Raw genomic sequence first — 26,187 nt, 5'->3', positions numbered from 1 at the left:
CGTTACGCCGATCATCACGGTCGGGCCGCGCAACGCAGTGTCCCGTGTGTCCCGCACCTTGGAAAGACCCGGACCGTGATCAATCCTGACCGGTTGCGGCCAACCGGCTACACCCCCCGGCGGACCAGCGGGAACCGGTCAGCCCGAGGCGCCACCGGTGAAGTTCCACGAGGCCAGCCGCAGCGGTGGTCCCTCCCACCAGCCGCCGTCGGTGCGGTCCGGCTGGCGGACCGGCCGCTGGCCGAGGCCGAGCACCGTGCCCGGCCCCAACGCCCGGGGGTACGACTCGGTGAAGCGGAAGTTCCGCACCGCCCGCACCGGCACACCGTCCTCCACCAGCCACACCCCGTTGCGGGTCAACCCGGTGATCACCAGGCTCAACGGGTCGAGCACCCGGGTGTACCAGAAGTCGCTGACCAGCAGCCCCCGGGTCATCGGGGCGACCAGCGCGGCGGTGTCCGCATCCACCACCGCTCCCGGCACCGGGCCGCCGGTCGGGTCGCCGTCTGTCGCCGGGTCCACCGCCCCGCCGGTCGGGCCGCCGTCGGGTGCCCCGAGCAACCGCAGGTTGCTGGGGACCGGGCCGAAGGTGGATCCGTCGGGCGTCCCGTGCCCGGTCGACGTCGTGCCCGCCGCGACGGCGCTGCGCCGGTCGTGGGCCACCGCACGGGTGGTGCCCGCCTCGACCAGGGTGAGCGCCCGACGCGGGGTGCCCTCCAGGTCGAACGGCAGCGTGCCGGTCGGGTCGTCGACCAGGGTCACCGCCGGATCGAACTGGGCGGTGCCGGGGCGGGCGAACGACTGACGTTCGACGTACCGCTTGCCGTTGAAACCGGACCAGGCGAGATTCTGCAACAGGTCGGCCACGGCGGCCGGTTCGAGGACCACCTCGTACCGGCCCGGGGGCAGCTCGACCGGGTCGGCGGCGGCCCGTGCCTTCGCCGCCGCCCGGACCCCCAGGAGCGTGCCGTCCACCTCGTCGAGGCGACCGGCGCAGAGCCGGGCCACCCCGTCCGCGCCGCCCGTGCGGGCGATGCCGTCCATCGCCGCCTCGGTGGTGCGCCCCTGCGCCGACTGGCCGGCCGAGTTGGCGAACGCCCCCGACCGGTAGGAGGTGCGGCAGTAGCCGGCTGCCTCCAGCCCGCCCACCGCGTCGACGAAGGCCCGGACCCGGTCGGCGCGGTCCGCCGGCTCGGCGTAGGCGGTCGCCTCGTCGAGCAGGCCGTTGGAGTGGACCGCCGACGGTGGGGTCAGCCCCGGCCAGGCCGGGTCGGGCGGGCAGAGCCGGGCCGCGGCGAGGGTCCGCCCGACCAGGGCGCGCAGCCCGTCCGGGTCGACCAGGCTGCCGCCACCGGTGGCCGTGCGGCCGTCGACGTGCACCCGCAGCCGCACCGTCACCTGAGACCCGGCGACGTTCTGGTGGATGAACGAGTTGGCGAACCGGGTCAGCGCCAGGTCGTGCCGGACGACGATGGCCTCGGCCTCGGCGGCCGGCCCGGCGAGCTGGTGGACCAGCTCCACCACCCGGGCGGCGACGTCCAGCTCGGTCGCCCCGGCGTCCCGCAGGCCGGTCATGCCCGTACCCCCACCCGGACGCCCCGGAACCGGGCCGGTGCGGCCGGATGGCCGGTGTGCCCGATCTGGCCGGGCTGGCCCTTGCCGCAGTTCGGGGTGCCCCACGGGACGATCTCGGAGGAGAGCATGTCCATCGACCGCCAGAACAGCGGCCCGATGCCGGTGTAGGTGGGGTTGCGCAGCATCCGGCCGCGCCGGCCGTTGCGCACCTCCCAGGCGATCTCGCAGCCGAACTGGAAGTTGAGCCGCCGGTCGTCGATCGACCAGGACCGGTTGACGTCCATCAGCACCCCGTCGTCGGTCGCCGCGATGATCTCGTCGAGGGTGTGCGGGCCGGGTTCCAGGCCCACGTTGGTCATCCGCACCATCGGCAGCCGGGCCCAGCCGTCGGCGCGTACGCTGCCGCCGTGGTCCAGGCCGGCGACGGCGGCCGAGTCCCGGCCGGCGAGCACCCCGACCCAGCGGCCTTCGCGTACCGCGTCGCGTTTGACCGCCGGGGAGCCCTCGTCGTCGAAGCCGAAGCTGCCCAGCGCGCCGGGGATCGTCGGGTCGATGGTGACGTTCATCAGCTCGGAGCCGTAGCGCAGCGAGCCGAGCTGGGCCAGGTCGAGCCAGGAGGTGCCGGCGAACGCCGCCTCCCAGCCGAGGATGCGGTCCAGCTCGATGGCGTGCCCGACCGACTCGTGGATCTGCAACGCGAGCTGCTCGTCGCCGAGGATCAGGTCGGTCTCGCCGGCCGGGCACTCCGGGGCGGTGAGCAGCGCCCGGGACTCGTCGGCGATCCGGGCGGCGTGCCCGGTCAGATCCAGCGACTCGACCAGCTCCCAGCCGGTGGTGCCGTACTGGCCCCGGTAGCTCGGCCAGGAGCGGCGCTGGGTCTCGTGCTCGCCGATCGAGGTGGCCGAGATGCCGCCGCCGCACTCGCGGATGTGCTGGTCGATGCGGTGCCCCTCGCTGGAGACGAACCACTTGCGGGTGTCCCAGACCTGGTAGAGCCCCTGGGCCAGGTCGGCCCCCTGCCCGCGGGCCGCCTCGGTGGCCCGGACCAGCAGGTCGCCCTTGTCGGACAGGGCCACCCCGAGCGGATCGACGGCGCAGTCGGAGGCCCAGCTCGCCACCACCGGCTCGGCCGGGGTCAGCGTGATCGGCGGGCCGGGCACCCGGGCGCTCGCGGCGGCGACCTGCGCGGCCCGCCGGCCGGCTTCGCGCGCCGCCGCGTCGGACAGCTCGGGTACGGCGTGGAAGCCCCACCCCGACCCGACCAGCGCGCGCACCCCCAGGCCGAGGCTCTCGTCCTGGGTCAGCTCCTCGATGTCGCCGTTGCGCGCGGACATCGACTCGTAGCGCAGGTGCATCACCCGGGCGTCGGCATACCGGGCGCCCGCGTCGAGGGCGGCCTGCACGGCGGCGGCTGCGGCATCGAACTCGGTCATGGACCGACCCTAGCGAGCCGACCGACATCCGTCAGGGCACCAGCTCCTCCGGGCGGATCGTGGCCTGCACCGGCTCAAGCAGGCGCAGGGTTTCTCCGCGTTTGGTGGCGGAGTGTTCCGTGTAGTGGCGGCCCCGCCGACGGTAGAGGCGTAGCGTGCCGGTCTTCTGCTCCACCAGCAGGTACCACTCGATGCCGGCTGCCGCGTAGTAGTGCATCTTCAGGACCTTGTCGGTGGACGCGTTGCTCGGCGAGATGATCTCGCAGATGAGGTGCACTTCATCTGCCTCGATCATGAGCACGTCCAGATTCACCGGGTCGGTGATGATGAGGTCGGGGATGGGGATGCGGCCGGGCCGGAGTCGAACGTTCACCGCCTCCAGCAGTTCCAGACCGACCTTCTCGGCCGCCGGTTCGAGTATGTTGCCCAGTTTGCGCGAGATGCGCTGGTGGCGGGGGGTGGGGGCTGGGGTCACGTGGAGGCTCCCGTCGAAGAGTTCGACGCGTTGGGACGTCTCATCGAGGGAGAGGTACTCCTCTTCGGTCCACGGTCCGTCGTGGCCGAACACCGCTGCGGTCATGGTCGGTCACCTCCACCTCGTGTCGCCGGGCATCCTCCATCGGGCACCATGGCCATGGTCGCACCCCGGGTGCGACAGGCGGGTGACGACACCGCACGGCGACGCGGGGCCGCGACGGCGGGCGCGCTGGTTCGGGCGGGGCGGCCGGGGCGCGCGGCGGGGTCATCGGGTCGTTACGCTGTGGTCCGCTGTCAGCTCACGGTCCGTAGCTTATTTTCAGCCTCGGCTCTTTGTTGTAGGTTCCCTACAACCCGAGGGAGGCGGTCGTGGACAGTCCGCAAGCAGCGCCGCCCGGTCCGCCGGACGCCGGCCCGGCCGTGCCGGGACAGCGCGTCGGCGACGAGCCGTACCTGCGGGTGGACGACCTGCGGGTGCGGTTCGACACCGCCGACGGTGTGGTGCGCGCGGTCGACGGGGTGTCCTTCACCGTCCGGCGCGGCCGGACGCTCGGCATCGTCGGCGAGTCGGGCTCCGGCAAGAGCGTCACCTCGCTGGCCGTCCTCGGCCTGCACGACCCCCGGCGCAGCACCGTCACCGGCGCGATCACCGTCGGCGGCCGGCAACTCGTCGGCCTCCCCGAGGACCGGATGCGCCGGCTGCGCGGCCGGGACGTGGCGATGATCTTCCAGGATCCGCTCTCCGCGCTGCACCCCTACTACACCGTGGGGCGGCAGATCGCGGAGGCGTACCGGGTGCACCACCCCCGGGCGGGGCGGCGGGCGGCACGGGCCCGTGCCGTGGACATGCTCGACCGGGTGGGCATCCCGCAGCCGGCCCGCCGTCACGACCAGTACCCGCACGAGTTCTCCGGCGGCATGCGGCAGCGGGCGATGATCGCGATGGCGCTGGTCAACGACCCGGCGCTGATCATCGCCGACGAGCCGACCACCGCCCTGGACGTGACGGTGCAGGCGCAGATCCTCGATCTGCTCGCCGACCTCCAGGCCGAGTTCCACACCGCGATCGTCCTGATCACCCACGACCTGGGGGTGGTCGCCCAGGTCGCCGACGACGTGCTGGTGATGTACGCCGGTCGGGTGGTCGAGCAGGGTAGCGCGGCACAGGTGCTCCGGCGGGCGCAGCACCCGTACACCTGGGGACTGCTCTCCAGCGTGCCGTCGCTGCACGGCGACCCGGACGCGGACCTGGTGCCCATCCCGGGCAACCCGCCCTCCCTGATCCACCTGCCCCCCGGCTGCGCGTTCCACCCGCGCTGCCGGTACGCCGGCGACCGCTCCCGCGCCGAGGTGCCGCGCCTCGTCCCGACCGGCGCGGACGGCCACCTGGTCGCCTGCCACCTGCCCCCCGACGAGCGCACCCGCCTGGCAGCCGGGGCTTTGAGCGAGAGGCGGCTGCCATGAGCGCGAGGAACGTAGCGCAGCGGAGTCCCGCAGTCGCTGGCGAGAGGCGGCTGCCATGAGCGCGAGGAACGTAGCGCAGCGGAGTCCCGCAGTCGCGGGCGAGAGGCGGATGCCGTGAACGCGGCCGAGCCGTTGTTGCGGGTGCGGGGGTTGACCAAGCACTTCCCGGTACGCAGCGGCCTGCGGTCCCGGGGGCTGGTGCGGGCCGTCGACGGGCTCGACTTCGACGTGCGGCCCGGCGAGACGTTGGGGCTCGTGGGGGAGTCCGGCTGCGGTAAGAGCACCACCGGCCGGATGCTGGTCCGGCTGCTGGAGCCGACCGCCGGGACGATCGAGTTCGCCGGCCGGGACATCACCCACGCCCGTCGGCGTGAGCTGCGCCCGCTGCGGCAGGACCTCCAGATCATCTTCCAGGACCCGTACGCCTCGCTGAACCCCCGGCACACCGTCGGGCGGATCGTGGCGATGCCGTTGCAGGTCAACGGGATCGACCCACCCGGCGGGGTGAAGGCGCGGGTCCGGGAACTGCTGGAACTGGTCGGGCTCAATCCGGAGCACTACAACCGGTACCCGCACGAGTTCTCCGGTGGGCAGCGGCAACGGATCGGGATCGCCCGCGCGCTGGCCCTGCGACCCAGGCTGATCGTCGCCGACGAGCCGGTCTCCGCCCTCGACGTCTCGATCCAGGCACAGGTGGTGAACCTGCTGCGGGACCTGCAACGCGACCTCGGCCTGGCGTTCGTGTTCATCGCGCACGACCTGGCCGTGGTGCGGCACTTCTGCCAACGGGTCGCGGTGATGTACCTGGGCCGGATCGTGGAGATCGGCGACCGGGACGACATCTACCAGCGACCCCGGCACCCGTACACCCGGGCGTTGCTGTCGGCGATCCCGGACGTGGGCACGCTCGGCCCGGCCGGGCGGATCAGGCTGACCGGGGAGGTGCCGACGCCGCTGGACCCGCCGTCGGGGTGCCGGTTCCGTACCCGGTGCCCCCGGGCGCAGGAGGTGTGCGCCCGCGAGGAGCCGACGCTGGTGGCCCGCGACGAGGCCCGGCAGGCGGCCGCCTGCCACTTCCCGGAGGCCGGACCGCCGACCCCGTCCCACCCGGGCGCGGCCGGTCCGGGCGGTGCCGTCGTGGACGCGACGCCTGCGGGCGACGGTGCGGGTCGGCTGGACGGGAACGCCGGGGAGGTGGCGCGATGAGTGTGTCCCCGGTCGATCCGGCGGCGCTGGCCGAAGCCGAGACCGGGACGGGGCCGGGTGGCGACCGGTCCGGGCCCGGGTTCGTCGGACGCTCGCCCGGACAGCTCGCCTGGGCCCGGCTGCGGCGCGACCGGACCGGGCTGTTCAGCGGTGCGCTGCTGGTCTTCTTCGTGCTGGTGGCGCTCGCCGTCCCGCTGATCGAGTGGGCGTACGGGGTCGGACCCCGGGAGCAGTTCCAGTCCCGGTTGGACGGGTTCGGGATGCCGCTCGGTTATGCCGGCGGGGTGACCGGGGAACACTGGTTCGGGCTGGAGCCGGGGCTGGGCCGGGACATCTTCATCCGGCTGGTGCACGGGCTGCGTACCTCACTGTTCATCGCCGTGGCGGCGGCGGTGACCACGGCGGTGATCGGTGTCGTGCTGGGCACCGTCGCCGGCTACCTGGGCGGCTGGGTGGACGCGGTGGTCAACTGGGTCACCGACCTGACCCTGGCGATGCCGTTCCTGATCATCGCGTTGGCGTTGACGCCGACCCTCGCGCTGCGCTTCTACGGCCAGCGGGACGAGGTGCCGGCCGCGTTCCAGATCGGGGTGCTGATCGCCGTCTTCGCGCTGTTCGGCTGGACGAGCACCGCCCGGCTGGTGCGCGGGCAGGTGATCGCGCTGCGCGAGCGGGAGTTCGTGGAGGCGGCGCGGGCCAGCGGCGCGGGGCTGGGACACATGCTGTTCCGGCAACTGCTGCCCAACCTCTGGGCGCCGATCCTGGTGTCCTTCTCGCTGGCGGTGCCGGCGTACGTCACCGGCGAGGCGGCGTTGTCGTTCATCGGGGTCGGGTTGACCGACGCCACCCCCAGCTTCGGCCGGATGATCTACCGCAGCCTGGACTACCTCCAGACCGACCCGGCGTACGTCTTCTTCCCCGGCGTCACGATCTTTGCGCTCGTGTTCGCCTTCAACCTCTTCGGTGACGCGTTGCGCGACGCGCTCGACCCGAAGTCGTCCCGGTAGGAGGGCGCGGCGGTGGCGCGGTTCCTGGTCAAGCGGCTCTTCTCGGCGACGTTGACGCTCTTCGCGGTGAGCGTGCTCAGCTTCCTGATGTTCTTCGCCCTGCCCCGGGACCCGGTCACCGGCATGTGCCCGAAGAACTGCAACCCGGAACGGTTGGAACGGGTCCGTCAGGAGTTGGGCCTGCGCGACCCGCTGATCAGCCAGTACGCCGGCTACATGAAGGGCATCGTCACCGGCCGGGACCTCGGCAGCGCCCAGGGTGGCCGGTGCGACGCGCCCTGCCTGGGCTGGTCGTACGTGTCCAACGAGGCGGTCAGCGACACCATCTCCCGGGTGCTGCCGGTGACGTTGAGCATCGTCGTCCCGGCGGCGGTGCTGTGGCTGCTGCTCGGGGTGGGCCTGGGTGTGGTGTCGGCGCTGCGCCGGGGCACCTGGCTGGACCGGGCGGCGATCGGCTTCTCACTGACCGGGGCGTCGTTGCAGCTGTACTTCGTGGGGGCGGTGCTGCTGCTGGTGTTCGTCTACACGCTGCGCTGGCTGCCGGTGCCCAGCTACACGCCGCTGCTGGACGACCCGGTGCGCTGGGCCAGTGGCCTGGTGCTGGCCTGGCTGGCGCTGGCGTTCCTCTTCTCCGCCATCTACGCCCGGCTGTCCCGGGCGCAGATGCTGGAGACGCTGTCCGAGGACTTCGTCCGCACCGCGCGGGCCAAGGGTCTGTCCCAACCCACGGTGTACGGCCGGCACGCGCTGCGCGCGGCGATCACCCCGGTGGTGACCATCGCCGGCCTGGACGTCGGCGGCGCGCTCGGCGGCACGGTGATCACCGAGACCACCTTCGGCCTCAACGGCATGGGGCGCACGGCGGTCGACGCGGTGCGCGCCGGTGACCTGCCCACCATCATGGCGACCGTGCTGATCGCGGCGGTCTTCGTGGTGCTGGCGAACGTGCTGGTGGACCTGCTGTACGCGGCGATCGACCCCCGGGTACGGCTGCGCTGAGCCGGCGGGCGGCCTGTCGGGTGCAGCGCACCCGGCCCGCCGGGCGACAAGAGTTGTCGACATCTGTTAGACAGTCCGAAGTTTTTCTTCTTGACGATCCTCGGGACGTCGGCGTTCACGCCCGACGGTGACGGGGTGGAGGAGGTAGGAATGCGACCACGCGCAGCAGCCGCCGCAGGCGGCGCGATCGCCCTGGTGGTGGCGTTGGGGGCCTGCTCGGAGAACACGGGCGAAGGCACCACCGTGGACACCGGCCGGCAGCAGACCGGGGTGATCGCCACCGACCCGAAGGACTCGCAGGGCCCCGCCGCCGAGGTGGCCGGCGCGGCGAAGGGCGGCACCTTCACCGTCATCCGGGAGACGCCCATCTCCCACCTGGACCCGCAGCGGACGTACTCCTTCGCCGGGCTGATGGCCAACCCGCTCTTCGCCCGCTACCTGACCACCTGGAAGGACGACGGCAAGGGTGGCCTGGTCCTGGTCGGTGACCTGGCGCAGACCCCCGGCAACAACGTCAACAGCGACTGCCGGGTCTGGGAGTTCACCGTCAAGGACGGGGTCAAGTTCGAGGACGGCAGCCCGATCACGTCCAAGGAGATCGCGTACGGCATCGCCCGCTCCTTCGACCCCGACCTGACCGGCGGCCCCACCTACCTGCAGGAGTGGCTGGCCGACAGCCCGCAGTACGACACGAAGTGGGACTTCGCGAAGAACAGGACGTCGCTGCCGCCGGGCCTGACCACCCCGGACGCCAAGACGGTGCGGTTCGAGTTCGCCAAGCCCCGCTGCGACCTGCCGTTCGCGGTCTCGCTGCCGACGACCGCGCCACTGCGGCCGGACCGGGACACCGGGGTCAACCTGGACCAGAAGCCGTTCTCCTCCGGACCGTACAAGATCGCCAAGAACCAGGCCGGGGTGCAACTCACCCTGGACCGCAACCCGCACTGGGACGCCGCCACCGACCCGGTCCGCCACCAGTATCCGGACCAGTTCGTCTGGACCTTCGGGCCGACACCCGACGCGGCCGTCAACCGGGTGATCGCCGACAACGGCACCGACCAGAGCGCGCTGGCCTGGAACTACGTGCCCGCCTCGCTGGTCGCGCGGGTCGCCCAGGACCAGGCCCTCAAGGCGCGGAGCATCCTGTCCCCGACGCCGAGCGCCAACCAGTTGGTGATCAACAACCAGCGGGTGACCGACCTCGCGGTCCGGCGGGCGCTCAACTACGCCATCGACCGGGACGGCCTGGTCAAGGCCCTCGGTGGGCAGACCGTCGCCCAGCCGATGACCACCCTGATGCCGCCGTCCACCATCGGCTACCAGGCGTACGACGCCTACCCGGCCGGTGCCAACGGCGACGTCGACAAGGCCAAGGAACTGCTCGGCGGGAAAACCCCGGAGCTGGTCCTCGGGGTGGCCGACAGCGCCACCGAACAGCAGATCGGCACCCAGCTCAAGGGCAACCTGGAACGCGCCGGCTTCAAGATCACTGTGCGGAACATCCCGGACGACGCGAAGCTCGACGAGATCAAGAAGAAGAACAACCCGTGGGACCTCTACATCGGCAACTGGGCCGCCGACTGGCCCAGCGGCGCGTCGATCCTGCCGGTGCTCTACGACGGCCGCACCATCAAGGCCGAGGGCAACAGCAACCAGGCGTACTTCAACGACCCGGCGGTCAACGCCGAGATCGACCGGATCCAGGCGATGCCCCCGGCCGACCAGGGGCCCGAGTGGGGCAAGCTCGACCAGCGGATCATGACCGAGTACGCCCCGGTGGTGCCGCTCTTCGTCGACGTGGCCTACACGGTCCACGGGTCCAAGGCCGGCGGGGTCTTCATCTCCAGCGTCTTCGGCTACCCGTCCTTCGTCAACGCCCACGTCAAACAGTGACGCCACCCTGAGCCGGCGGGCTCCCTCCCCGGTCGGCGTCGGGAGGGAGCCCGTCGGCGCTCGTGGGCGCGCTGAGTGGTAATGGCGGCGTCCGTCGAAGCTTGTACGACTCGTACGATTTGCGCAATTGGTGACATGAGCGAGCCCGCCGCCAGCTCGGGCCGCTCCGAACCGCGAAGGTGGTTGCACTTTTTTCACTTCAGGGGATGATGGTGATGGCGTCGAACGGTAGGGAGGGGCTATGGCTGCGGAAGCGATCATGCCGGGGGACAGCGAACGCCATTCGCTTACCGAGTTGGTCAGCCTGCTCCACGACGGCTCGGGGGCTTTGGCGGTAACCCGTGGTGGGGTGCAGGTCGAGGTGTCGTCGTCCGTGCGGGACGTGTTGACCCGGATCGCCGATGTCCTGGCCTCCGGTCGGGGGGTGGCAATCGTGCCGGTGGACCGGGAGTTGACGACCACCGAGGCAGCGGGGTTGCTCGGAGTGTCCCGTCCCACCCTGATCAAACTGCTGGAGGCCGGCGAGATCGGCTATTCGCGGCCGAACTCGTCGCGCCGGATCCCGCTTGACCAGGTTCTGGCCTATCGGGATCGGCGTGGGCAGGCCCGGCGGGCGCTCCTCGACGAGTTGACTGCAGACGCGGTCGAGATGGGCATGTACGGACAGCCCGCACCGGTCGAGACGGATGACGCGGCCTGACGGGTGACGACGATCGCGGTCCTGGACGCCAACGTTCTGATCCCCAACGCACTGTGCGACTTCCTGTTGCGGCTGGCTGAGGAAGACCTCTATCAACCGCGCTGGTCACCGGCCATTCTTGCGGAGGTCCGACGACACGTGCCGGTGCCGGCAGCCGCGATCGACCGGCGAATCGCGTTCATGAACGCGGCCTTCGAGGACGCATTGGTCACCGGCTACGAGCACCTGATCGACCAGATGCGCAACGACCCCAAGGACCGGCACGTGCTGGCCGCTGCGGTGGCAACCGGAGCAGACTCGATCATCACCTGCAACCTGCGGGACTTCCCCCTCGCCGCCTGCGAACCCCACGGGGTGGTCGCCGAACACCCCGACACCGTTCTCCTCGATCTGTGGGCCCGTGAGCCGCGAACCCTGCTGCGGATTCTCGGCGAGCAGGCGGCCGGCACGGGCCGACGTGGTCGTCAGTTGACGGCCCACCAGGTATTGGACTACCTGGCCAGCGCAGGCGCACGACGCTTCGCCGCGACGGTCCGACGAAGCATGCCACCCATGGACGGCCCTGTGGCGGCGGGGGAATCGCCCCCTCGCGCCCTGATCGGTGAGTAGTGGGATCCCGAACGGAGGCACATGGCGTCAAGAGACTACTCGGGCGGGGTGTTGTAGCGGTCGAGCGTCGTCTTGGACGTCGAAGCGTCCTGGAAGGTCAGCTCCCAGGGGCCCGTGTTGACGTCCATGTCCTTGCCGAACCCGACCCACTTCCCCGCCATCCGCCGGCCGGTCGGCTCCACCAGCAGTTGGATCGCGCCGTGGTAGCGGGCTCCCCGGTAGTGGCCGGCGGGGTCGGTCTGCTCCACCCAGGTGCCGGTGACGACGGCACCGTCCACGCTGAGATCCAGCGACAGCGACGAGGCCGCCGAGCCGGGCAGGCTGCGCACGGTCAACCGGTCACCGTGCTGGAGCACGACTATGAAGTGCTGCCCGGCGAAGGACTCGCCCCGGCTGCTGGAGTGGTATTGATAGCGGCTCAGCCACACCCCCTCGTGTGACCCGTGCACGGCGGCTGATCTGGGCGTCGGGGTGGCCAGGTCGCCCATGGGCGAGGTGAGGCCGTTGCCGCCGTGGGGATCATCCACCGCGCCGCCGTCCGGCATCGCGGCGAAACCGAGCAGTGTGATGGGCAGGCCGGTGACGACCTCCAACGCGCGGGCGTAGAGGGGCCGAGGGGCGGCGATCACCCCGGCCTCCCAGCGTTGGACGAGTCGCTTGTTGGCGTCATTGGGCTCGCCGACGCGGTGGCCGGCTGCTTGGAGCGCACGGGCGAAGTCGTCCTGGCTCATCCGCATCCTGGTCCGGACCGTACGCAGCGTGATGTTGGGGGCAGCCATGCCGGTCACCGTACCGCTCTGTCGCCTTAATGTCGTCCACTAAGTGACCCTATTGTCACTCCTTATGCCGCCGCGCATGGCGACACTCCAGCGTCAATCTATGAAGCACGCGTTGGCATGAGCTTGCCGCCGCGATGTTGATGGGGGTGACGATGAAGCGTCGTGGCGACGGGTCGACGACGGGCCGGGGCGAGCAGATCGACGCCGCCGAGCGGGAGGCGGCGCGGCAGCGGATTCTGGCGCAGGCCGAGGCGGAGCGGATACCCGTAGAGGAGACGTCGGCCGGATCAGGGCGGCGTTGTCGACGTACGAGATGGCACTTGGTCGGCCGACGGCGGGCCGGGAGGTGCCGTCGACGGATCGACTGGCGCGGGCGGTGGAGCACGCGTGGACGACATTCCAGCAGGCCCGCTACCCGCGCCTCGTGGAGTTGCTGCCGGGGCTGTTGACCGAGGTGCACCGCGCCCACGTGCGGGACCCGGAGGCGGGTCGGGCGGCGGTGGTGCAGGCGTACCGGGTGACGGCGGCGCTGCTGGTGAAGCTGGACGAGGGGAGTCTTGCCTGGATGGCCGCCGAGCGGGCGATGTGCGCCGCCACCGGTGAGCGGGTGTTGCTGGCGGGTGCGGCGGTGCAACTCGGTCAGGTGCTGCGGGCGTCGGCGGGGGCGCGGTCCGTGATGTTGGCTGCGGCCTACCAGGTGGCCCCGGCCGACCCTGACGGTGGTACGCCGCAGGAGTGGTCGCTGTGTGGGTCGCTGCTGGTGCAGGCCGCATTGATCGCGGCGCGGGCCGGAGACGACCGGGCGGCCGGTGAGCTGTTGAACGAGGCCGCCGAGATGGCCGCCCGGGTGGGCGACGGGCACGACCACCACCGGACGGGGTTCGGGCCGGCTGCCGTCGAGGCGGGACGGGTCACCGCCGCCGTGGAGTTGGGCGACGGCCCGCAGGCGGTCGCCCGGCACGATGAGGTGATCGGCTGGGAGGGGTGGCGCTGGCTGCCGGTCGAGCACCGGGCCGCGCACCTGGTCGACGCCGCTCGCGGGTACCTGCTGACCGGCGATGCGGTCAGCGCGGCGCGGGTGCTGATCCGCGCCGACAGCATCGCTCCCGCCGAGGTCCGACACCGGCCGGCGGTACGGGAGGTGGTCGCCCAGGTCGCCCACGACCCGCACGCCCCCACCACGATCACCCCGCTCGCCGTCAGTCTCGGACTGCTCTGAGGCTGCCGACGCCGGTGTAGACCCGCCACCCGGCCCGGCCTCGGCTGGAGATCGTGCTGGATCCAGGAGGTAGTGGCTTCCGGCGACTGCGAGGCCACTACCTCCTGGATCCAGCGTGACCTTGGGTGAAATCGGGTCACGGCTCCGGCGGGCGGGTGGGCTCCAGCGTCCGGGAGCCTCCGCGCGGATCGTCAGTCGACCCTCAGAGCCAGCAGGGCGCTCCTCAACTCGTGTTCGAGGTACCGGCGAGGGTCGCCGTCGGCGACCATCAGCAGGTAGCCGTCCTGCTTGGTGGGTATCCCCGGCACGGAGAACCGGAACTGGCAACTGCCGCCAGGGAACGCCCGGGCATCGGTCAAGCGTCCGCCGGCGAACCCGGCTCCGGCGGTGACGATCACCGCTGCCCCCTCCTTGACGCCGGCATGGTCGCCCGTACCGGCGCAGCCGCCGTGCCCGTCGGCGACGAAGGACGCCCCGTCGCCGAGCAGCACCGTGCCGGAGGCCACGAAGGTCTCCGTCGGCGGCCGGCTCGCCGAGGCAGGGGTACGGGACTTGTTGCTGTTCACGAACATGCCCACCGCGAGCAGGAGCCCAGCCGCAGCCCCGGCCCACATCCAGCCGGCACGCCGCGCGGTCGGCTCTGGACGCAACGTCTGCATGTCATCTCCGGGTTCGGGGCGGCGGAATCACCGGAAAGTCTGCGCGAACCCGCCCCCCACCGCAGCCCTGTTTCCGTTCCCCGTCCCACCCGGTGACCGGTTGCTCGCCCCGCCCCGGTGATCAAGAGGTATGCGTCAGAATTCGGCCGCAGAATGACGTAAACCTCTTGATCACCGGGGCGGGGGTGGGGTGGGGTGGGGGTGGGGTGGTGGTGACGTTGACGCGGCGGGCTTTCGGGGCCGCCTGCCGAACGCGTTCGCCCTGCTGGCCCGCCCCGACCAGCAGACCGGTCCGGTCCGCGCCGACCAGGTCAACCCAGGTGGGTGCGGAGGAAGTCGAGTTCCAGGCGGAGCAGGCGTTCGGACAGCCCACCGGCCGCCATGTGGGTGGCCCCGGTCAGCGGCAGCACCGCGTGCGGCCGGCCGGTCGACAGCAGTGCCGCCGACAGCCGCAGCGTGTGCGCGGCGACCACGTTGTCGTCGACCATCCCGTGCACCAGCAGCAGCGGGCGGGCCGGCTCGCCGGGATGCAGCGGCTCCGCCGCCAGCTCCACCAGCGAGTGGTGCCCGTACACGTCGATGCCGTCGTCGGGCAGGCCCAGGTAGCGCTCGGTGTAGGCGGTGTCGTACAGCGTCCAGTCGGTGACCGGGGCGCCGGCGATGCCGCACCGGAACAGCTCCGGGTGGCGTAGCACGGCCAACCCGGCCAGCCAGCCGCCGAACGACCAGCCCCGGATCGCCACCCGGTCGAGGTCCAGGTCGGGGTGCTTGCCGGCGAGCGCGGTCAACGCGTCCACCTGGTCGGTCAGGATCACGTCGGCCACCCGCCGGTGGATGGCCTTCTCGAACGACGGTGCCACGCCCGGCGTACCCCGGTTGTCGATGGTGACCACGGCGAACCCGCAGTCCGCCCACCACTGCCGTTCCAGCCAGGCCGACCGGGCGGCCACCACCTCCTGGTGGCCGGGGCCGCCGTAGACGTCCAGCAGCACCGGCAGCCGGGTGCCCTTGACGTGCTCGGTCGGGTAGAGCACCGCCGACGGTAACCGGCGGTCGGTCACCCGGACCAGCATCGGCCGGGGCGCCGACGACGGGGTCGCCGCCAGCGACCGTAGCCGGGCCACCTCCCGGTCGCCGCGCCACACCGACCAGCTCGTCCCGGCCTCGTCCAGCGAGGCGGTGCCGACCACCAGGGTGTCCCCGCCGACCGCCGCCGTGTGCCAGCCGGGGGTGCTGCTCATCCGGCGGGCGTCCACCCCACCACCGATCACGGTACGGACCCGGTAGAGGTGCCGTTGGCTCGGTTCGCCCTCGCTCGCCTCCACCAGCAGGTCGGCCGGCCCGGGACCGGTGGGCAGCCGGCCCACCACCCGTCGTACGTACAGCGAGGGCGGGGTGAGCAGGGTGCCGTCGGCGAACAGGCAGCGGGCGTCGTACCCGTCGTGGGCCAGCTCGCCGCCGACCAGCACCCGGCCGTCCGGCAGGTGCGCGGGGGTGCCCGGGATCGGCTCCACCCAGCGCGGGTCGGCCAGCTCCGCGTGCACCTGCGTCTCCCCGGTACGCGGGTCCACCGCCAGCACCAGGCCGTGTTGCTGCGACCGGCGCAGCACCGTGATCAGCGGGTTGCCGTCGGCCCAGTCGACCGAGGCCAGGTACGGGTAGGTCTCCCGGTCCCAGTGCACGTCGACCCAGCCGTCGTCCAGGTCGAGCAGGTGCAGGCTGACCTCGGCGTTCGGCCCACCCGCCCGGGGGTACGCGACGGTGGTCGGCGGGGTCGCCGGGTCCGCCGGGTCGTGCAGGTGCCAGCGCGGCAGCCGGGACTCGTCGACCCGGGCGGCGAGCACCATCCGCCCGTCCGGGGCCCACCAGTAACCCCGGAACCGGCCGAACTCCTCCGCCGCCACATGCTCGGCGAGCCCCCAGCTCACCCCACCGTCCTCGCCGGCCAGCAGGGAGTCGGTGCCGTCCGGGGCGACCACCCGCAGCTCGCCCCGGCGTACCCCGTCGGCGGTGTCGGTCACGTAGGCCACCCGCTGACCGGTCGGGTCGGGACGCGGGTCGATCACCGGGCCGACGGTGGCCACCTCGATCACGTCGCCGTGCACCAGATCGGCCCGGAACAGCCGGCCGGCCAGCGCGAACACCGCCACCCGGCCCGCCCCGTCCAGGGCGTACGAGCCGATGCCGGCGGTGCTGAGCCGACGTCGTTCGCGTAGCGCCCGCTCACCGGGGGCCAGCGCCACCGGGTCGGCGTCGTCGCCGAGCAGCACGGCCGGGTCGGCGACCAGGCGTTCCTCGGCGGAGGCGGTCTCCAGCGCCCAGAGCGCGTCGGCCGGGTCCTCCGGGCCGCCCGAGCGGAGGAAGACCACCCGGGAACCGTCACCGGTCACGGACACGGCACGCGGCGCCCCGTGGCTGAACCGACGGGTACGGGCGGCCAGCTCGGGAAAGTCCACAACCCGGATCGTAGAGCGGTGCCGGGCGTGATGTGGCCGACCTGGGTGGACGCGTACGCCCCGGCGCGGACGGACCGCCGGTTAGAGTGACCGTCGTGACGACGCTGCCCGACCGACGCCTGCTGCTGGTCCACGCGCATCCCGACGACGAGTCCATCGGCACCGGGTCGACGATGGCGCACTACGCCGCCGACGGCGCCCACGTCACGCTGGTGACCTGCACCCTCGGCGAGGAAGGCGAGATCCACGTGCCGGAGCTGGCGCAGCTCGCCGCTGCCGAGGCCGACCAGCTCGGCGGCTTCCGGATCGGGGAGCTGGCCGCCGCCTGCGCCGCGCTCGGCGTCACCGACCACCGCTTCCTCGGTGGCGCGGGCCGCTACCGGGACTCGGGCATGATGGGGCTGGCCACCAACGAGCACCCCCGGGCGTTCTGGGCGGCCGACCTCGACGTGGCCGCCGGTCAGCTCCTGGACGTCATCCGGGAGATCCGCCCGCAGGTCATGGTCACCTACGACCCGAACGGCTTCTACGGTCACCCGGACCACATCCAGGCGCACCGGGTGACGATGCGGGCACACGAGCTGGCCGCCGCGGAGGGCATCGCCCCGGCCAAGGTCTACTGGACGGCGCTGCCACGCAGCGTCCTGGAGGCCGGCATGAGCCACTTCACCGAGTCCTCGGACAACCCGTTCGCGGGCATCGACAGCGTCGACGAACTGCCCTTCGGCACCCCGGACGACCAGATCGCCGCCCGGATCGACGCCACCGACCAGCACGCCGCCAAAGAGGCGGCGATGCGGGCGCACGGCACCCAGATCCCCGCCAACTCCTGGTTGTACGCGATCGCCGGCAACTTCGGCGCCGAGTTCATGGGTGTGGAGTTCTTCACCCTGGCGGTGGGGGAACCCGGCCCAGCCGGTGGACCGAACGGCTGGGAGAGTGACCTCTTCGCCGGGATCGACACGAACCCGTCGGGCTCGTCCGCCGGCCGGCCCGACCCGGCTGCCGGTCAGCCGGTGGCGGCGGCACGTCGGCCGGAGCAGGCGTACCCGGTGGGGGGCGGGCCGGCCTCGGCGACGGCCGGGCTCCGGTGACGCTGCCCGCCACGCCGATGCCGGTAGTCGAGGAGGAGACCGCCGCCGTCCCGCCGCCACCCGGCCCGACGGTACGCCTGTTCGACGTCGTGCTGCGGTTGGTCGGCGGGCTGGTCGCCGTGGTCGGCGGGGTGCTCACCGCCCTGATCGGCCTGCTGCTGTCCACCGTCCGGGTCGGCGGGCAGCTGATCGGGGTGTCGGTGGTGGTCACCATCCTGGGGGCGATCGCGGTGAGCTGGTTCGCGTACGCCACGATCGGCCGCAAGTGGGCGGTGGCGTTGCCGGCCCTGCCGTGGTTCGTGCTGATGGCGGTGGCAGCGGTCCGTACTGCCGAGGGTGACCTGCTGGTCGCCGGGGACAACTGGGTCGGGCTGGCGATGATCACCACCGGCGCGATGACGTTCGCGGTGATGGCGTTCCGGCAGATCCTCAGCCCGCAGCCGCGCCGCCACGACGGGTGATGACGGCACACAGCCGACGGTGGTAGATATTCCTGCCAGGAGCCCCGTCGACGCGGCGGGCGGTGTGGCAGGAGGCGTGTGATGAGAGATCGGTGGCGGGCTGTCGGCGTACTCGCGGCGGCATTGTTCGCGGTCAACGTGGTGGCCCGGGTGATCATCAAGCTCGGCTTCGACGGGAACGACACTGCCGCCGACCGGGTCTCGCTGGGCATGTTCATCGTGGTCGGACTGGTGCTGGCCGGGGTGGTCTTCGCCTGGGGCCGGGTCGTGCCGGCGGCGCGTTGGGGAGCCGACGTGGCCGCCGCGGTGGCGGTGGCGCTGCTGCTGACCGTGCTCGTCGGCCCGCTGCTGGTCGGCAACGATCCGTTCGGTGGGGGAGCGGGGCTCTTCTTCGCCCAGATCTGGCTCTATCTCGCCGCCGCGGCGGCCGGCGTGGCGATCGGCTACCTGGTGCTCATCGCCCTCGGCCGCGACCACCGCTCCCGCCAGCTCCAACGGTACGCCGAGCGTAACGTGGGCAAGCCCCGCCGGGTGGTCCGCCGCTGACCCACCCGCCCGGGGTGGGTCAGGTGGGAGGGGCGACGCGGGTGAGGTAGGTGTGGTGGGTGGTGAAGCCGAGCTTGCGGTAGAGCGAGACCGCCTCGATGTTGCGCTGTTCCACCTGGAGGAAGGCGTGGGTCGCGCCCTCGGCCGTGCCCCAGTCGGCCAGCGCCCGGATCACCCGGGCGGCCAGCCCCTGCCGGCGTGCCTGCGGGGCCACCTCGATCAGGCTGAGCCCCAGCCAGCGGCCCTGCCCGGTGACCGTGCCCCGGCCCGTCGCCAGCAGCGCGCCGTCGGCGTACACCTGGGCGAAGCGGACCTGGGCCACGGCGGTCAGGATGTGCCGGGCGGAGTCCGGCAGGCCGCCCTTGCGCCCGGCGGCGACCGCGAGCCACTCCTCGGACGGCACGCCGGTGAGGGCGACCGCCGCACCGCCGGCCGGGCCTTGCGGGGTGGGACCGGGGGGCGATGCGGGGGGCGGCTCCGCCGGCCGCAGCGTGGCCAGCGGGACGGTCTGCACCAGGGTCAGCGGCCGGGCGGTCCAGCCCCGGGCGTCCAGTTCGGCGCCGACCGGCACGGCCAGCGGCAACGGCGTGTTGACCATGGCGGGTTGGCCGTGTTCGGCGTACCAGCGTTCGATCGCGTCGATCGCCGCCGGCAGCGGGCGGTCCGGGTCGCCGACCGGCAGCGCCGAATTGGCCCGGCCGGTCCAGCCGTCGGCGGAGCGCAGCAGCCAGTCGCCGAGCCGGGCGCGTACCGGTGCCGGCCACGCCTCGTCGGCGGCGAGTTCCAGTTCGACCACGGCCGAGGCGGTGGGCCGGCGGGTGGGGGGCACCCGCTTGGCCCGGTGCACCTCGGCCACCGGCACCCGGAGCCGGCCCTGGGCGGTGGCGATGGTGAGATGAGTCTCGCTCAGCTCGACCAGCTCACCGAGGGCGTCCGAAAAGAGGGGCCGGCCCTCGCGAATCCCCACAATGCGGCGAACCACGATCCGGTGTCCCACATCCTGCTGTCGGAGCACGATCGACCTCCTCCCCGGCGAGATACTAGGCTCTTAGCGTCGCGGGTGATCGCGACGAGTCTGGCGGAGGAGAAGACCGGTGACCTACATCATCGCCGAGCCGTGCGTGGATGTGCTCGACAAGGCATGCATCGAGGAATGCCCGGTCGACTGCATTTACGAGGGCAACCGGATGCTCTACATCCACCCCGACGAATGCGTCGACTGTGGTGCCTGTGAGCCGGTCTGCCCGGTGGAGGCCATCTTCTACGAGGACGACGTCCCGGAGCAGTGGAAGGACTACACCGGGGCCAACTACGAGTTCTTCGAGGACCTGGGCTCGCCGGGCGGCGCGTCGAAGATCGGCAAGGTGGAGAAGGACGCGACGTTCGTCGCCGGCCAGCCGCCGCGCGGCGAGGGCCACTGAACCGGCCGGCAGCCGGGACACCGGGCTCGCCGGCTGCGGTGCCGGGCTCGCCGGCCGGGCCGGCTGTGGTGCCGGTCGGCCCCGGGTCGGTGGTGCCGGCCGGTGGTGCGTCGGGGTCGTCGGCCGGGTCCGCGTCGGGCCCGGCCCGGCCCGGTCCGGTGTCGGCGCGGTTGCCCGAGTTCACCTGGGACACGCTGGACGCCGCGGCCGCCCTGGCCGCGGCGCACCCGGACGGCCTGATCAACCTCTCCATGGGCACGCCGGTCGACCCGGTGCCCCCGGTGATCCGGCAGGCGCTGGCGGACGCCGCCGACGCGCCGGGCTACCCGCTGACGGCGGGCACCCCGGCGCTACGCGACGCCATCGCCGGCTGGGTGGCCCGCGCCTGCGGTGCGGGTGCCGACGGGCTCGGGGTGCTGCCGACGATCGGTTCCAAGGAACTGGTCGCCTGGCTGCCCACCCTGCTCGGGATCGGCCCCGGCGACGTGGTCGTGGTGCCGTCGGTCGCCTATCCGACATATGAGGACGGGGCCCGGCTGGCCGGCGCCACCACCGTCCGCGCCGACTCGCTGACCGCGGTCGGCCCCACCTCCCGGGTACGCCTGGTCTGGGTCAACTCGCCCGGCAACCCGACCGGTCGGGTGCTGCCCGCCGCCCACCTGCGCAAGGTGGTCGACTGGGCCCGGGAGCGCGGTGCCGTGGTGGCCAGCGACGAGTGCTACCTGCCGCTGGGCTGGACGGCCGACGCCGCGCCGGTGTCGGTGCTCGCGCCGGAGGTCTGCGGCGGGTCGTACGACTCGGTGCTGGCGGTGCACTCGCTGTCCAAGCGGTCCAACCTGGCCGGCTACCGGGCCGGGTTCGTCGCCGGTGATCCGGCGCTCGTCGCCGAGCTGCTGAAGATCCGCAAGCACGCCGGCATGATCGTCCCGGCTCCGGTGCAGGCCGCGATGGTGGCCGCGCTGGCCGACCAGGCGCACGCCGACGAGCAGCGGGAACGCTACCGGGCCCGGCGGGAGACACTGCTCGCCGCGTTCACCCGGGCGGGCTTCCGGGTGGACCACTCCGAGGCGGGCCTCTACCTCTGGGTCACCCGCGACGAGGACTGCTGGGACACCGTCGACCGGCTGGCCCGACGGGGCATCCTGGTCGCCGCCGGGGCCTTCTACGGCCCGGCCGGGCAGCGGCACGTCCGGGTGGCGTTGACCGGGTCGGACGCGCACGTCGCGGCGGTCGCCCAGCGGCTCGCCCAGCCGTAGGGGCGGCTGCGGTGGGTGACGAGGTGGGCCGGCCCCGGGTCGCCGTGGTCGGCACCGGCCTGATCGGCGGTTCGATCCTGCTGCGGCTGCACGAGGCGGGTACGCCGGTGGCCGGCTGGGACCCGGACCCGGCGACCCGGGCCGAGGGCCGTCGCCGGGGCCTCACCTTCCCCGACGAGCTGGCCGACGCGGTCCGGGACCGGGACGTGGTGTTCCTCGGTGGTCCCCTGCCGAGTCTGCCGCAGACCCTGCTCACCGTGTCCGGGCTGACCGACGACCGGTGTGTCGTCACCGACGTGGGCAGCACCAAGGCGGCCGTCGCCGGGTTCGCCGGGGCGCACGGGCTGACCGGCCGGTTCGTCCCCGGTCACCCGATGGCCGGCACCGAACGGGCCGGGCTGACGGCCGCGCTGGCCGGGCTGTTCGTCGACGCGGCCTGGGTGCTCTGCCCGAGCGTCGACGGGTTGGTGCCGTTCCGGACGCTGGTCGGGCTCATCGTCGACGTCTTCGCCGCGCACGTCGTACCGATGTCGCCGGGGGTGCACGACTCCGTGGTGGCGCTCTCCTCCCACGTACCGCACCTGCTGGCCGGCAGCCTGGCCGGGGCCGCCGCCGACTCGGCGGTGCGGGACGCGGTGGTCCGGCTCGCGGCGGGCAGCTTCCGTGACGGCACCCGGGTCGCGACGACCCCGGCCCGGCGTACCGCCGACATGCTGCTGGCCAACCGGGAGCAGGTGCTGCGGCAGTTGGCCGAGGTGCGGGCGGCGCTCGACGGGCTGACCGAGGCGGTCCGCGACGACGACCTGCCCGCGCTGGTGGCGCACTACGAGCGGGCCCGGACGGTACGGCTGCCGCCGGGCGACGTGCGACCCGTCCACCGGCGGTTCGCCCTCGCCGGGGACCCGGCGCAGGAGTTGGCGTTCGTCCGGTCGGTGGGTGAGTCCGGTGGGCACCTCACCGGTTGCACGGTGGCGGGGGAGACGGTGACGTACACCGGTCTGCGGCCCGCCGAGGCCCCGGCCTGACCGTGCGGAAACCGGCGGCGGTCCGGTTGCGCCGTTAGGGTGGGTGCGTGGCGGACGGACCGGTGGTGGCGGTACGCGGTGAGGCGTACCGGGAGGTGGCACCCGAGCTGGCCCGGTTCGAGGTGACCGCGACGGCCCGGGAACGGGACCGTCAGGTCGCCCTGACCCGGCTCGCCGAGCGGGCCGCCGCCGTCCGGGTGCTGCTCGACGAGCACGAGCCGGCGGTGGACCGCCGGGAGGCCGGGGAGCTGCGGGTGCGACCCGAGACGAACCGGTCCGGTGAGCGGGTCGTCGGCTACCTGGGCAGCGTCTCCACCACGGTCACCGTCACCGACTTCGGCTCCCTGGCCGAGCTGATGTTGCGGCTGGCCGAGCTGGACCACGTCGAGGTGGCCGGCCCCTGGTGGTCGCTGCGGCCGGACAGCCCGGCCCACCGGGAGGCCCGGCACGAGGCGATCGCCGACGCGTTGCGCCGGGCCCGGGAGTACGCCGAGGCGCTCGGTGCCCGGGTGACCGCCCTGCTGGAGCTGGCCGACACCGACGAGGGGTTCGCCGGGGGCGGGGCGATGTACGCCCGCCAGGACCGGATGGCCGGCTCACCGGAGCTGGAACTCGACCCCCGCCCGCAGTCGGTGCACGCGGTGGTGCGGGCCCGGTTCACCATCAGCGAGCCGGTCCTGACCTGATGCCCGAGGCGCGTCCGTGCTCCCTCGACGACCTGGTGGCCCGGGCCCGGTCGCTGGCCGACGCCGGCCCCCGGCAGCTGCTGGGCATCACCGGTGCGCCCGGTGCGGGCAAGTCCACGCTGGCCGAGCGGATCGTCGCGGCGGTCGGCCCGACCGCCCGGCTGGTGCCGATGGACGGTTTCCACCTCGCCCAGGCGGAGCTGGTCCGGCTGGGCCGGGCCGACCGCAAGGGCGCGGTCGACACCTTCGACGCCAACGGGTACGTGTCGTTGCTGCGCCGGTTGCGCCGGTTGGAGCCGACCGCCGTGTACGCGCCGCTGTTCCGCCGTGATCTGGAGGAGCCGGTGGCCGGGGCGGTGGAGGTGCCGCCCTCGGTCCGGCTGGTGGTGACCGAGGGCAACTATCTGCTGCTCGACGATCCCCCCTGGGACGAGGTGCGGTCGTTGCTGCACGAGGCGTGGTTCCTCGACCTGGACGCCGAGCTGCGGTTGCGTCGGTTGGTGGCGCGGCACGTGGCGTACGGGCGGTCGCCGGAGGCGGCGCACACCTGGGCGTACGGCAGCGACGAGGCGAACGCCGCGCTGGTGGCGGGCACCGCCGACCGGGCCGACCTGGTGATCCGGTCAACCGACCCGGGGTGACGGGACGGTACGCCGCAGCAGCCGGGCCACCAGGGTCCGTTCCCGGTGGAACTCCAACGCCTCCGGATAGCCGCTGTGGTTGCGGATCGGCGGGTCGGCGACCTCACCCCCGCTGGGGTGCAGCGCCTCCGGGTCGGTCACCGGCACGTCCCGTTCCCCGGCGCTGACCCGCCAGCCGAGGGGGTCGGTGTCGCGCCAGAAGTTGGTCCACGCGACGTGGCCGGAGGGCCAGGTCAGGTTGTCGGCGAGCACCCGGAGCCGGTCCGGGCCGAAGTAGGCGGGGAAGACCCGTCCGTAGAGCCGGGTGAGCTGGCAGCCGTACGACAGGAACCAGATCCGCCGCCGCCACCGGGCCGGGAGCTGGAGCAGCGTCGCCGCGCAGATCACCGTGCCCTGGCTGTGCCCGGAGAGGATCACCCCGTCCATCCGGCGCGGGTCCTGTTCGCTCAGCGCCAGGATTCCGGCGACCCGGGTCTGCAACTCGGGTACGGCCCGTTCCGCATAGCTGGGCGGGGCGAGCGGGTGCGCGGCGCGCGGCCAGAAGGTGCCGATGTCCCAGAGCACCCCGACGCTGCGCCGGACGGTGTCGTTGCGGTAGACGAGCAGGCCCAGGCCGGCGACCACCAGGGGGAGCCAGCCCAGCATGGTGTCGCCGAGGTCGGCGGCGGCGCGTACCAGACCCACCCAGCCCGACGCGCCGGCCGGTGCGGGGCGGGTACGGGTGAGCGCGGCCACGCAGGAGAAGGCCACCAGCACCGCCGCGATGGCGGCGTAGTGGCCGATCAGCCGTACCGCGTGTTCGCCGACCAGGCGGTGCAGCGCGCGGAAGGTGCTGACGTCCCGGCAGCGGCGCAGGTCGTGCGCGGAGAGGTCCCGCCGGCCGGCGGTGAGCCGGGTGTACTCGGCGCGACGCAGCCCGCCGAAGATCATTGCGGCGCGGATCAGCGTGCCGATCAGGGCGGCGGTGGCGACGGTGAAGGCCAGGCCGGCCCAGATTACCGGCAGCGGCGGCGCGATCGGGGAGAATCCGCTGGGTGAGGCGGGACCGTCGAGCCGGTCGGCGATCCAGTAGAGCAGGCCGGCACAGTAGGCGATGGCCATCATCCAGCCGAAGCCGGCGATCACCGCCGCCCCCCGGCCGCCCCAGGCCACGTCGGTGTACGTGCCGAGCGGTTGCTGGTCGTCGTCGCTGCCGGTGCGCGGCAGCAGCAACCCGATCGCGGCGACCGCGATGGCCGGTGCGGCGAGCATCCAGATCAGCAGCCCGTCGGGGGCGGTGGGGAGGCCGGGCAGCCAGCCGTCGCGCCAGGCCATCCCGAGGGGCAGCAGCACGCCGACCGTGCCGGGGAGGAGCAGGGCGCGTCGTCCCGACCGGGCGACCGTGCCGATGGCGATCAGCAGCAGCACCTGGTAGGTGGCGAGCCAGGCGACGAGACCGTCGTAGCCGGGCAGGGAGTGGTCGGTGAGGCAGCCGGCGAGGCCCGGGTCACGGGCGCACCCGGCGGGCGGACGCCACTGCGCCAGCGGGGTGCCGGCGGGGCCGTCCGGCAGCAGCAGGAGGGTGAAGGTGCCGACCAGGGCCAGGCCGGTGAGCACGCCGACGGCGAGGCTCCACCGGCCGAGCGGGGTGGCCCCGCTGCGCCGGGTCAGCCAGGGCCGGCCCACCGCCACCACCGCGATCGCCACCACCACGACCAGGGCGGTGACGGTCGGGGCGGCGATCACGGCCCGTACGCCCCGGGCCGGGTCCATCACCAGCACTGCGCCGACGGGTACCGCGGCGGCGAGCGCCGCGCCGACGCACAGGTGCAGGACGGCGGCGCGGCGCAGTTGGCCCTCCCCGCTCCAGAAGGTGGGGTCCTGCAACGGGTTGGCCAGGCCGGGCCCGGCAGCGGCGGGTTGTTCCCCGTCGTCGGCCAGCGGGGGGCGGGGGTCGGCGGGCATCTCGGCCTCGTACTGGTAGGTGCGCCAGGCGACGACGCCGAGCACCAGCAGCATGGACAACGGCACCAGCAGGCCGGCGGCGAGCGCGTGGGCGTCCGTGCGCCACCAGCCCCGGCCGAGGAACTCCCACGAGCCGGGCAGTTGCCGCAGGCACTCCTGATCGATGCACTGCCAGGCGATCAGGTCGACCCCGACGCCGGCGGCGGCGAGCACCAGGGTGCCGGTGAGGCTCAGACAGAACAGCCGGATCAGCCAGGCGGTGATGCCGGAGCGGCTGCCCCAGCGTTCGGTGTCCGGGTCGGGCGGGATGCCGGGGCGGGCGTACAGCGCGACGTTGGCCAGGGTGAACGGCAGCAGCAGCGTCCACAGGGCCCGTTCGACGTCACGTGCGGTCCGCGCCCCCGACGTCAACTGCCCCCAGCTGTACGCCTCGACGACGACCGGGTCGTCCGGGGCGGAGTCGCTGGCGCGGTAGAAGCCCGTGACGTCACCGCCGGAGACGAGTCGGGGCGGCTGGCCGACACCGGTCGGGTCGGTGGGCAGGCCGAGGATCTGGTCGGGCGGGGTGTTCGACACGCCGTGCACCCGGAGTTCGAGTACACGCTCGGCCATCGGTGCTCCCTGGTGACGTCTTCAC

The 26,187-nt window shown here is 73.0% G+C and carries 24 protein-coding genes; 16 read left to right on the top strand and 8 right to left on the bottom strand.

The features are described 5' to 3' along the window. Positions 1-138: 138 nt before the first annotated feature. The 3 genes from AB0K25_RS06820 to AB0K25_RS06810 are packed head-to-tail and all read right to left on the bottom strand — an operon-like array spanning position 139 to position 3,588. Positions 139-1,575 (bottom strand): metallopeptidase TldD-related protein, encoded by a 1,437-nt coding sequence (locus AB0K25_RS06820; RefSeq protein ID WP_363818945.1) that lies wholly within the window; start codon positions 1,573-1,575, stop codon positions 139-141. Beyond that, positions 1,572-3,008 carry a TldD/PmbA family protein gene (locus tag AB0K25_RS06815; RefSeq protein WP_357535174.1) on the bottom strand — a complete coding sequence of 479 codons (1,437 nt, stop codon included), beginning with the start codon at positions 3,006-3,008 and terminating at the stop codon, positions 1,572-1,574. Before AB0K25_RS06815 ends, AB0K25_RS06820 begins: the two co-directional genes overlap by 4 nt. Positions 3,009-3,039: 31 nt before the next feature. After that, a complete protein-coding gene (locus AB0K25_RS06810) occupies positions 3,040-3,588 on the bottom strand; it encodes a Uma2 family endonuclease (protein ID WP_363818942.1) in 549 nt (182 codons plus the stop codon). Between the two features lie 317 nt (positions 3,589-3,905). Here AB0K25_RS06810 and AB0K25_RS06805 point away from each other — a divergent pair, with 317 nt between their 5' ends. The 7 genes from AB0K25_RS06805 to AB0K25_RS06775 all read left to right on the top strand — a co-directional run bounded on the left by AB0K25_RS06805 (position 3,906) and on the right by AB0K25_RS06775 (position 11,363). Next, positions 3,906-4,949, top strand: coding sequence for an ABC transporter ATP-binding protein (locus AB0K25_RS06805; protein ID WP_357535289.1), 1,044 nt, complete (start codon positions 3,906-3,908; stop codon positions 4,947-4,949). A gap of 114 nt (positions 4,950-5,063) precedes the next feature. Beyond that, positions 5,064-6,155, top strand: a complete 1,092-nt coding sequence (locus AB0K25_RS06800; protein WP_357535170.1) for a dipeptide ABC transporter ATP-binding protein — start codon at positions 5,064-5,066, stop codon at positions 6,153-6,155. Continuing rightward, a complete protein-coding gene (locus tag AB0K25_RS06795; RefSeq protein WP_357535168.1) occupies positions 6,152-7,162 on the top strand; it encodes an ABC transporter permease in 1,011 nt (336 codons plus the stop codon). Before AB0K25_RS06800 ends, AB0K25_RS06795 begins: the two co-directional genes overlap by 4 nt. A gap of 12 nt (positions 7,163-7,174) precedes the next feature. After that, the gene (locus AB0K25_RS06790; RefSeq protein ID WP_219464623.1) at positions 7,175-8,161 is read left to right on the top strand and encodes an ABC transporter permease; all 987 of its coding nucleotides are present in this window, start codon (positions 7,175-7,177) and stop codon (positions 8,159-8,161) included. 150 nt (positions 8,162-8,311) lie between these two features. Then, positions 8,312-10,054 (top strand): ABC transporter substrate-binding protein, encoded by a 1,743-nt coding sequence (locus AB0K25_RS06785; protein ID WP_357535165.1) that lies wholly within the window; start codon positions 8,312-8,314, stop codon positions 10,052-10,054. A 241-nt stretch (positions 10,055-10,295) separates the two neighbouring features. Next, on the top strand, positions 10,296-10,754 hold the full coding sequence (locus AB0K25_RS06780; RefSeq protein ID WP_357535163.1) for an excisionase family DNA-binding protein: 459 nt from the start codon (positions 10,296-10,298) through the stop codon (positions 10,752-10,754). 3 nt (positions 10,755-10,757) lie between these two features. Further along, positions 10,758-11,363 (top strand): PIN domain-containing protein, encoded by a 606-nt coding sequence (locus tag AB0K25_RS06775; protein ID WP_219464620.1) that lies wholly within the window; start codon positions 10,758-10,760, stop codon positions 11,361-11,363. Between the two features lie 35 nt (positions 11,364-11,398). Here the strand turns inward: AB0K25_RS06775 and AB0K25_RS06770 are convergent, their stop codons facing one another. Further along, positions 11,399-12,142, bottom strand: a complete 744-nt coding sequence (locus AB0K25_RS06770; RefSeq protein WP_357535161.1) for an XRE family transcriptional regulator — start codon at positions 12,140-12,142, stop codon at positions 11,399-11,401. Positions 12,143-12,455: 313 nt separating this feature from the next. Here AB0K25_RS06770 and AB0K25_RS06765 point away from each other — a divergent pair, with 313 nt between their 5' ends. Continuing rightward, on the top strand, positions 12,456-13,361 hold the full coding sequence (locus AB0K25_RS06765) for an XRE family transcriptional regulator (RefSeq protein ID WP_357535159.1): 906 nt from the start codon (positions 12,456-12,458) through the stop codon (positions 13,359-13,361). A 191-nt stretch (positions 13,362-13,552) separates the two neighbouring features. Here the strand turns inward: AB0K25_RS06765 and AB0K25_RS06760 are convergent, their stop codons facing one another. Together AB0K25_RS06760 and AB0K25_RS06755 are read right to left on the bottom strand one after the other, a co-directional pair. After that, on the bottom strand, positions 13,553-14,020 hold the full coding sequence (locus AB0K25_RS06760; protein WP_357535156.1) for a hypothetical protein: 468 nt from the start codon (positions 14,018-14,020) through the stop codon (positions 13,553-13,555). Between the two features lie 311 nt (positions 14,021-14,331). Continuing rightward, positions 14,332-16,476 (bottom strand): prolyl oligopeptidase family serine peptidase, encoded by a 2,145-nt coding sequence (locus AB0K25_RS06755; protein ID WP_357535154.1) that lies wholly within the window; start codon positions 16,474-16,476, stop codon positions 14,332-14,334. 86 nt (positions 16,477-16,562) lie between these two features. Here AB0K25_RS06755 and mshB point away from each other — a divergent pair, with 86 nt between their 5' ends. The 3 genes from mshB to AB0K25_RS06740 all read left to right on the top strand — a co-directional run bounded on the left by mshB (position 16,563) and on the right by AB0K25_RS06740 (position 18,577). After that, complete coding sequence (gene mshB / locus AB0K25_RS06750) at positions 16,563-17,570, top strand: N-acetyl-1-D-myo-inositol-2-amino-2-deoxy-alpha-D-glucopyranoside deacetylase (RefSeq protein ID WP_219464614.1); 1,008 nt, start codon at positions 16,563-16,565, stop codon at positions 17,568-17,570. A gap of 17 nt (positions 17,571-17,587) precedes the next feature. Beyond that, a complete protein-coding gene (locus AB0K25_RS06745; RefSeq protein WP_219464613.1) occupies positions 17,588-18,031 on the top strand; it encodes a hypothetical protein in 444 nt (147 codons plus the stop codon). A gap of 81 nt (positions 18,032-18,112) precedes the next feature. Continuing rightward, positions 18,113-18,577, top strand: coding sequence for a hypothetical protein (locus AB0K25_RS06740; protein ID WP_208568042.1), 465 nt, complete (start codon positions 18,113-18,115; stop codon positions 18,575-18,577). A 19-nt stretch (positions 18,578-18,596) separates the two neighbouring features. Here AB0K25_RS06740 and AB0K25_RS06735 read toward each other — a convergent pair whose 3' ends face one another. Further along, a complete protein-coding gene (locus tag AB0K25_RS06735) occupies positions 18,597-19,592 on the bottom strand; it encodes a GNAT family N-acetyltransferase (RefSeq protein WP_219464612.1) in 996 nt (331 codons plus the stop codon). A gap of 79 nt (positions 19,593-19,671) precedes the next feature. Between AB0K25_RS06735 and fdxA the strand changes: the two genes are divergently transcribed. From fdxA to AB0K25_RS06710, 5 genes are all read left to right on the top strand, one after another. After that, a complete protein-coding gene (gene fdxA / locus AB0K25_RS06730; RefSeq protein ID WP_007072862.1) occupies positions 19,672-19,998 on the top strand; it encodes a ferredoxin in 327 nt (108 codons plus the stop codon). A gap of 89 nt (positions 19,999-20,087) precedes the next feature. Beyond that, positions 20,088-21,254, top strand: coding sequence for a succinyldiaminopimelate transaminase (gene dapC, locus AB0K25_RS06725; protein WP_357535287.1), 1,167 nt, complete (start codon positions 20,088-20,090; stop codon positions 21,252-21,254). Positions 21,255-21,265: 11 nt separating this feature from the next. Then, on the top strand, positions 21,266-22,279 hold the full coding sequence (locus tag AB0K25_RS06720) for a prephenate dehydrogenase/arogenate dehydrogenase family protein (protein WP_219464610.1): 1,014 nt from the start codon (positions 21,266-21,268) through the stop codon (positions 22,277-22,279). A 47-nt stretch (positions 22,280-22,326) separates the two neighbouring features. Next, on the top strand, positions 22,327-22,965 hold the full coding sequence (locus AB0K25_RS06715; RefSeq protein WP_208568046.1) for an SIMPL domain-containing protein: 639 nt from the start codon (positions 22,327-22,329) through the stop codon (positions 22,963-22,965). Continuing rightward, positions 22,965-23,606, top strand: a complete 642-nt coding sequence (locus AB0K25_RS06710; protein WP_219464607.1) for a nucleoside/nucleotide kinase family protein — start codon at positions 22,965-22,967, stop codon at positions 23,604-23,606. The genes AB0K25_RS06715 and AB0K25_RS06710 overlap by 1 nt, the downstream gene beginning before the upstream one ends. Here the strand turns inward: AB0K25_RS06710 and AB0K25_RS06705 are convergent. Continuing rightward, entirely contained in the window at positions 23,589-26,162 is a 2,574-nt protein-coding gene (locus tag AB0K25_RS06705) for a hypothetical protein (RefSeq protein ID WP_219464605.1), read from the bottom strand. The genes AB0K25_RS06710 and AB0K25_RS06705 overlap by 18 nt on opposite strands. Positions 26,163-26,187: the final 25 nt, after the last annotated feature.

The sequence above is a fragment of the Micromonospora sp. NPDC049257 genome, assembly GCF_040678915.1.
Classification (GTDB): domain Bacteria; phylum Actinomycetota; class Actinomycetes; order Mycobacteriales; family Micromonosporaceae; genus Micromonospora; species Micromonospora antibiotica.
Note: the sequence above shows the minus strand (reverse complement) of the source record. Positions and strands in the feature narration are given on the sequence as shown.

What these genes read in the sequence shown, in the direction of transcription:
- AB0K25_RS06820 (WP_363818945.1), bottom strand. Translation starts at nt 1,575, where the DNA reads ATGACCGGCCTGCGGGACGCCGGGGCGACCGAGCTGGACGTCGCCGCC.
- AB0K25_RS06815 (WP_357535174.1), bottom strand. Translation starts at nt 3,008, where the DNA reads ATGACCGAGTTCGATGCCGCAGCCGCCGCCGTGCAGGCCGCCCTCGAC.
- AB0K25_RS06810 (WP_363818942.1), bottom strand. Translation starts at nt 3,588, where the DNA reads ATGACCGCAGCGGTGTTCGGCCACGACGGACCGTGGACCGAAGAGGAG.
- AB0K25_RS06795 (WP_357535168.1), top strand. Translation starts at nt 6,152, where the DNA reads ATGAGTGTGTCCCCGGTCGATCCGGCGGCGCTGGCCGAAGCCGAGACC.
- AB0K25_RS06785 (WP_357535165.1), top strand. Translation starts at nt 8,312, where the DNA reads ATGCGACCACGCGCAGCAGCCGCCGCAGGCGGCGCGATCGCCCTGGTG.
- AB0K25_RS06780 (WP_357535163.1), top strand. Translation starts at nt 10,296, where the DNA reads ATGGCTGCGGAAGCGATCATGCCGGGGGACAGCGAACGCCATTCGCTT.
- AB0K25_RS06770 (WP_357535161.1), bottom strand. Translation starts at nt 12,142, where the DNA reads ATGGCTGCCCCCAACATCACGCTGCGTACGGTCCGGACCAGGATGCGG.
- AB0K25_RS06765 (WP_357535159.1), top strand. Translation starts at nt 12,456, where the DNA reads ATGGCACTTGGTCGGCCGACGGCGGGCCGGGAGGTGCCGTCGACGGAT.
- AB0K25_RS06760 (WP_357535156.1), bottom strand. Translation starts at nt 14,020, where the DNA reads ATGCAGACGTTGCGTCCAGAGCCGACCGCGCGGCGTGCCGGCTGGATG.
- AB0K25_RS06745 (WP_219464613.1), top strand. Translation starts at nt 17,588, where the DNA reads ATGCCGGTAGTCGAGGAGGAGACCGCCGCCGTCCCGCCGCCACCCGGC.
- AB0K25_RS06740 (WP_208568042.1), top strand. Translation starts at nt 18,113, where the DNA reads ATGAGAGATCGGTGGCGGGCTGTCGGCGTACTCGCGGCGGCATTGTTC.
- AB0K25_RS06710 (WP_219464607.1), top strand. Translation starts at nt 22,965, where the DNA reads ATGCCCGAGGCGCGTCCGTGCTCCCTCGACGACCTGGTGGCCCGGGCC.
- AB0K25_RS06705 (WP_219464605.1), bottom strand. Translation starts at nt 26,162, where the DNA reads ATGGCCGAGCGTGTACTCGAACTCCGGGTGCACGGCGTGTCGAACACC.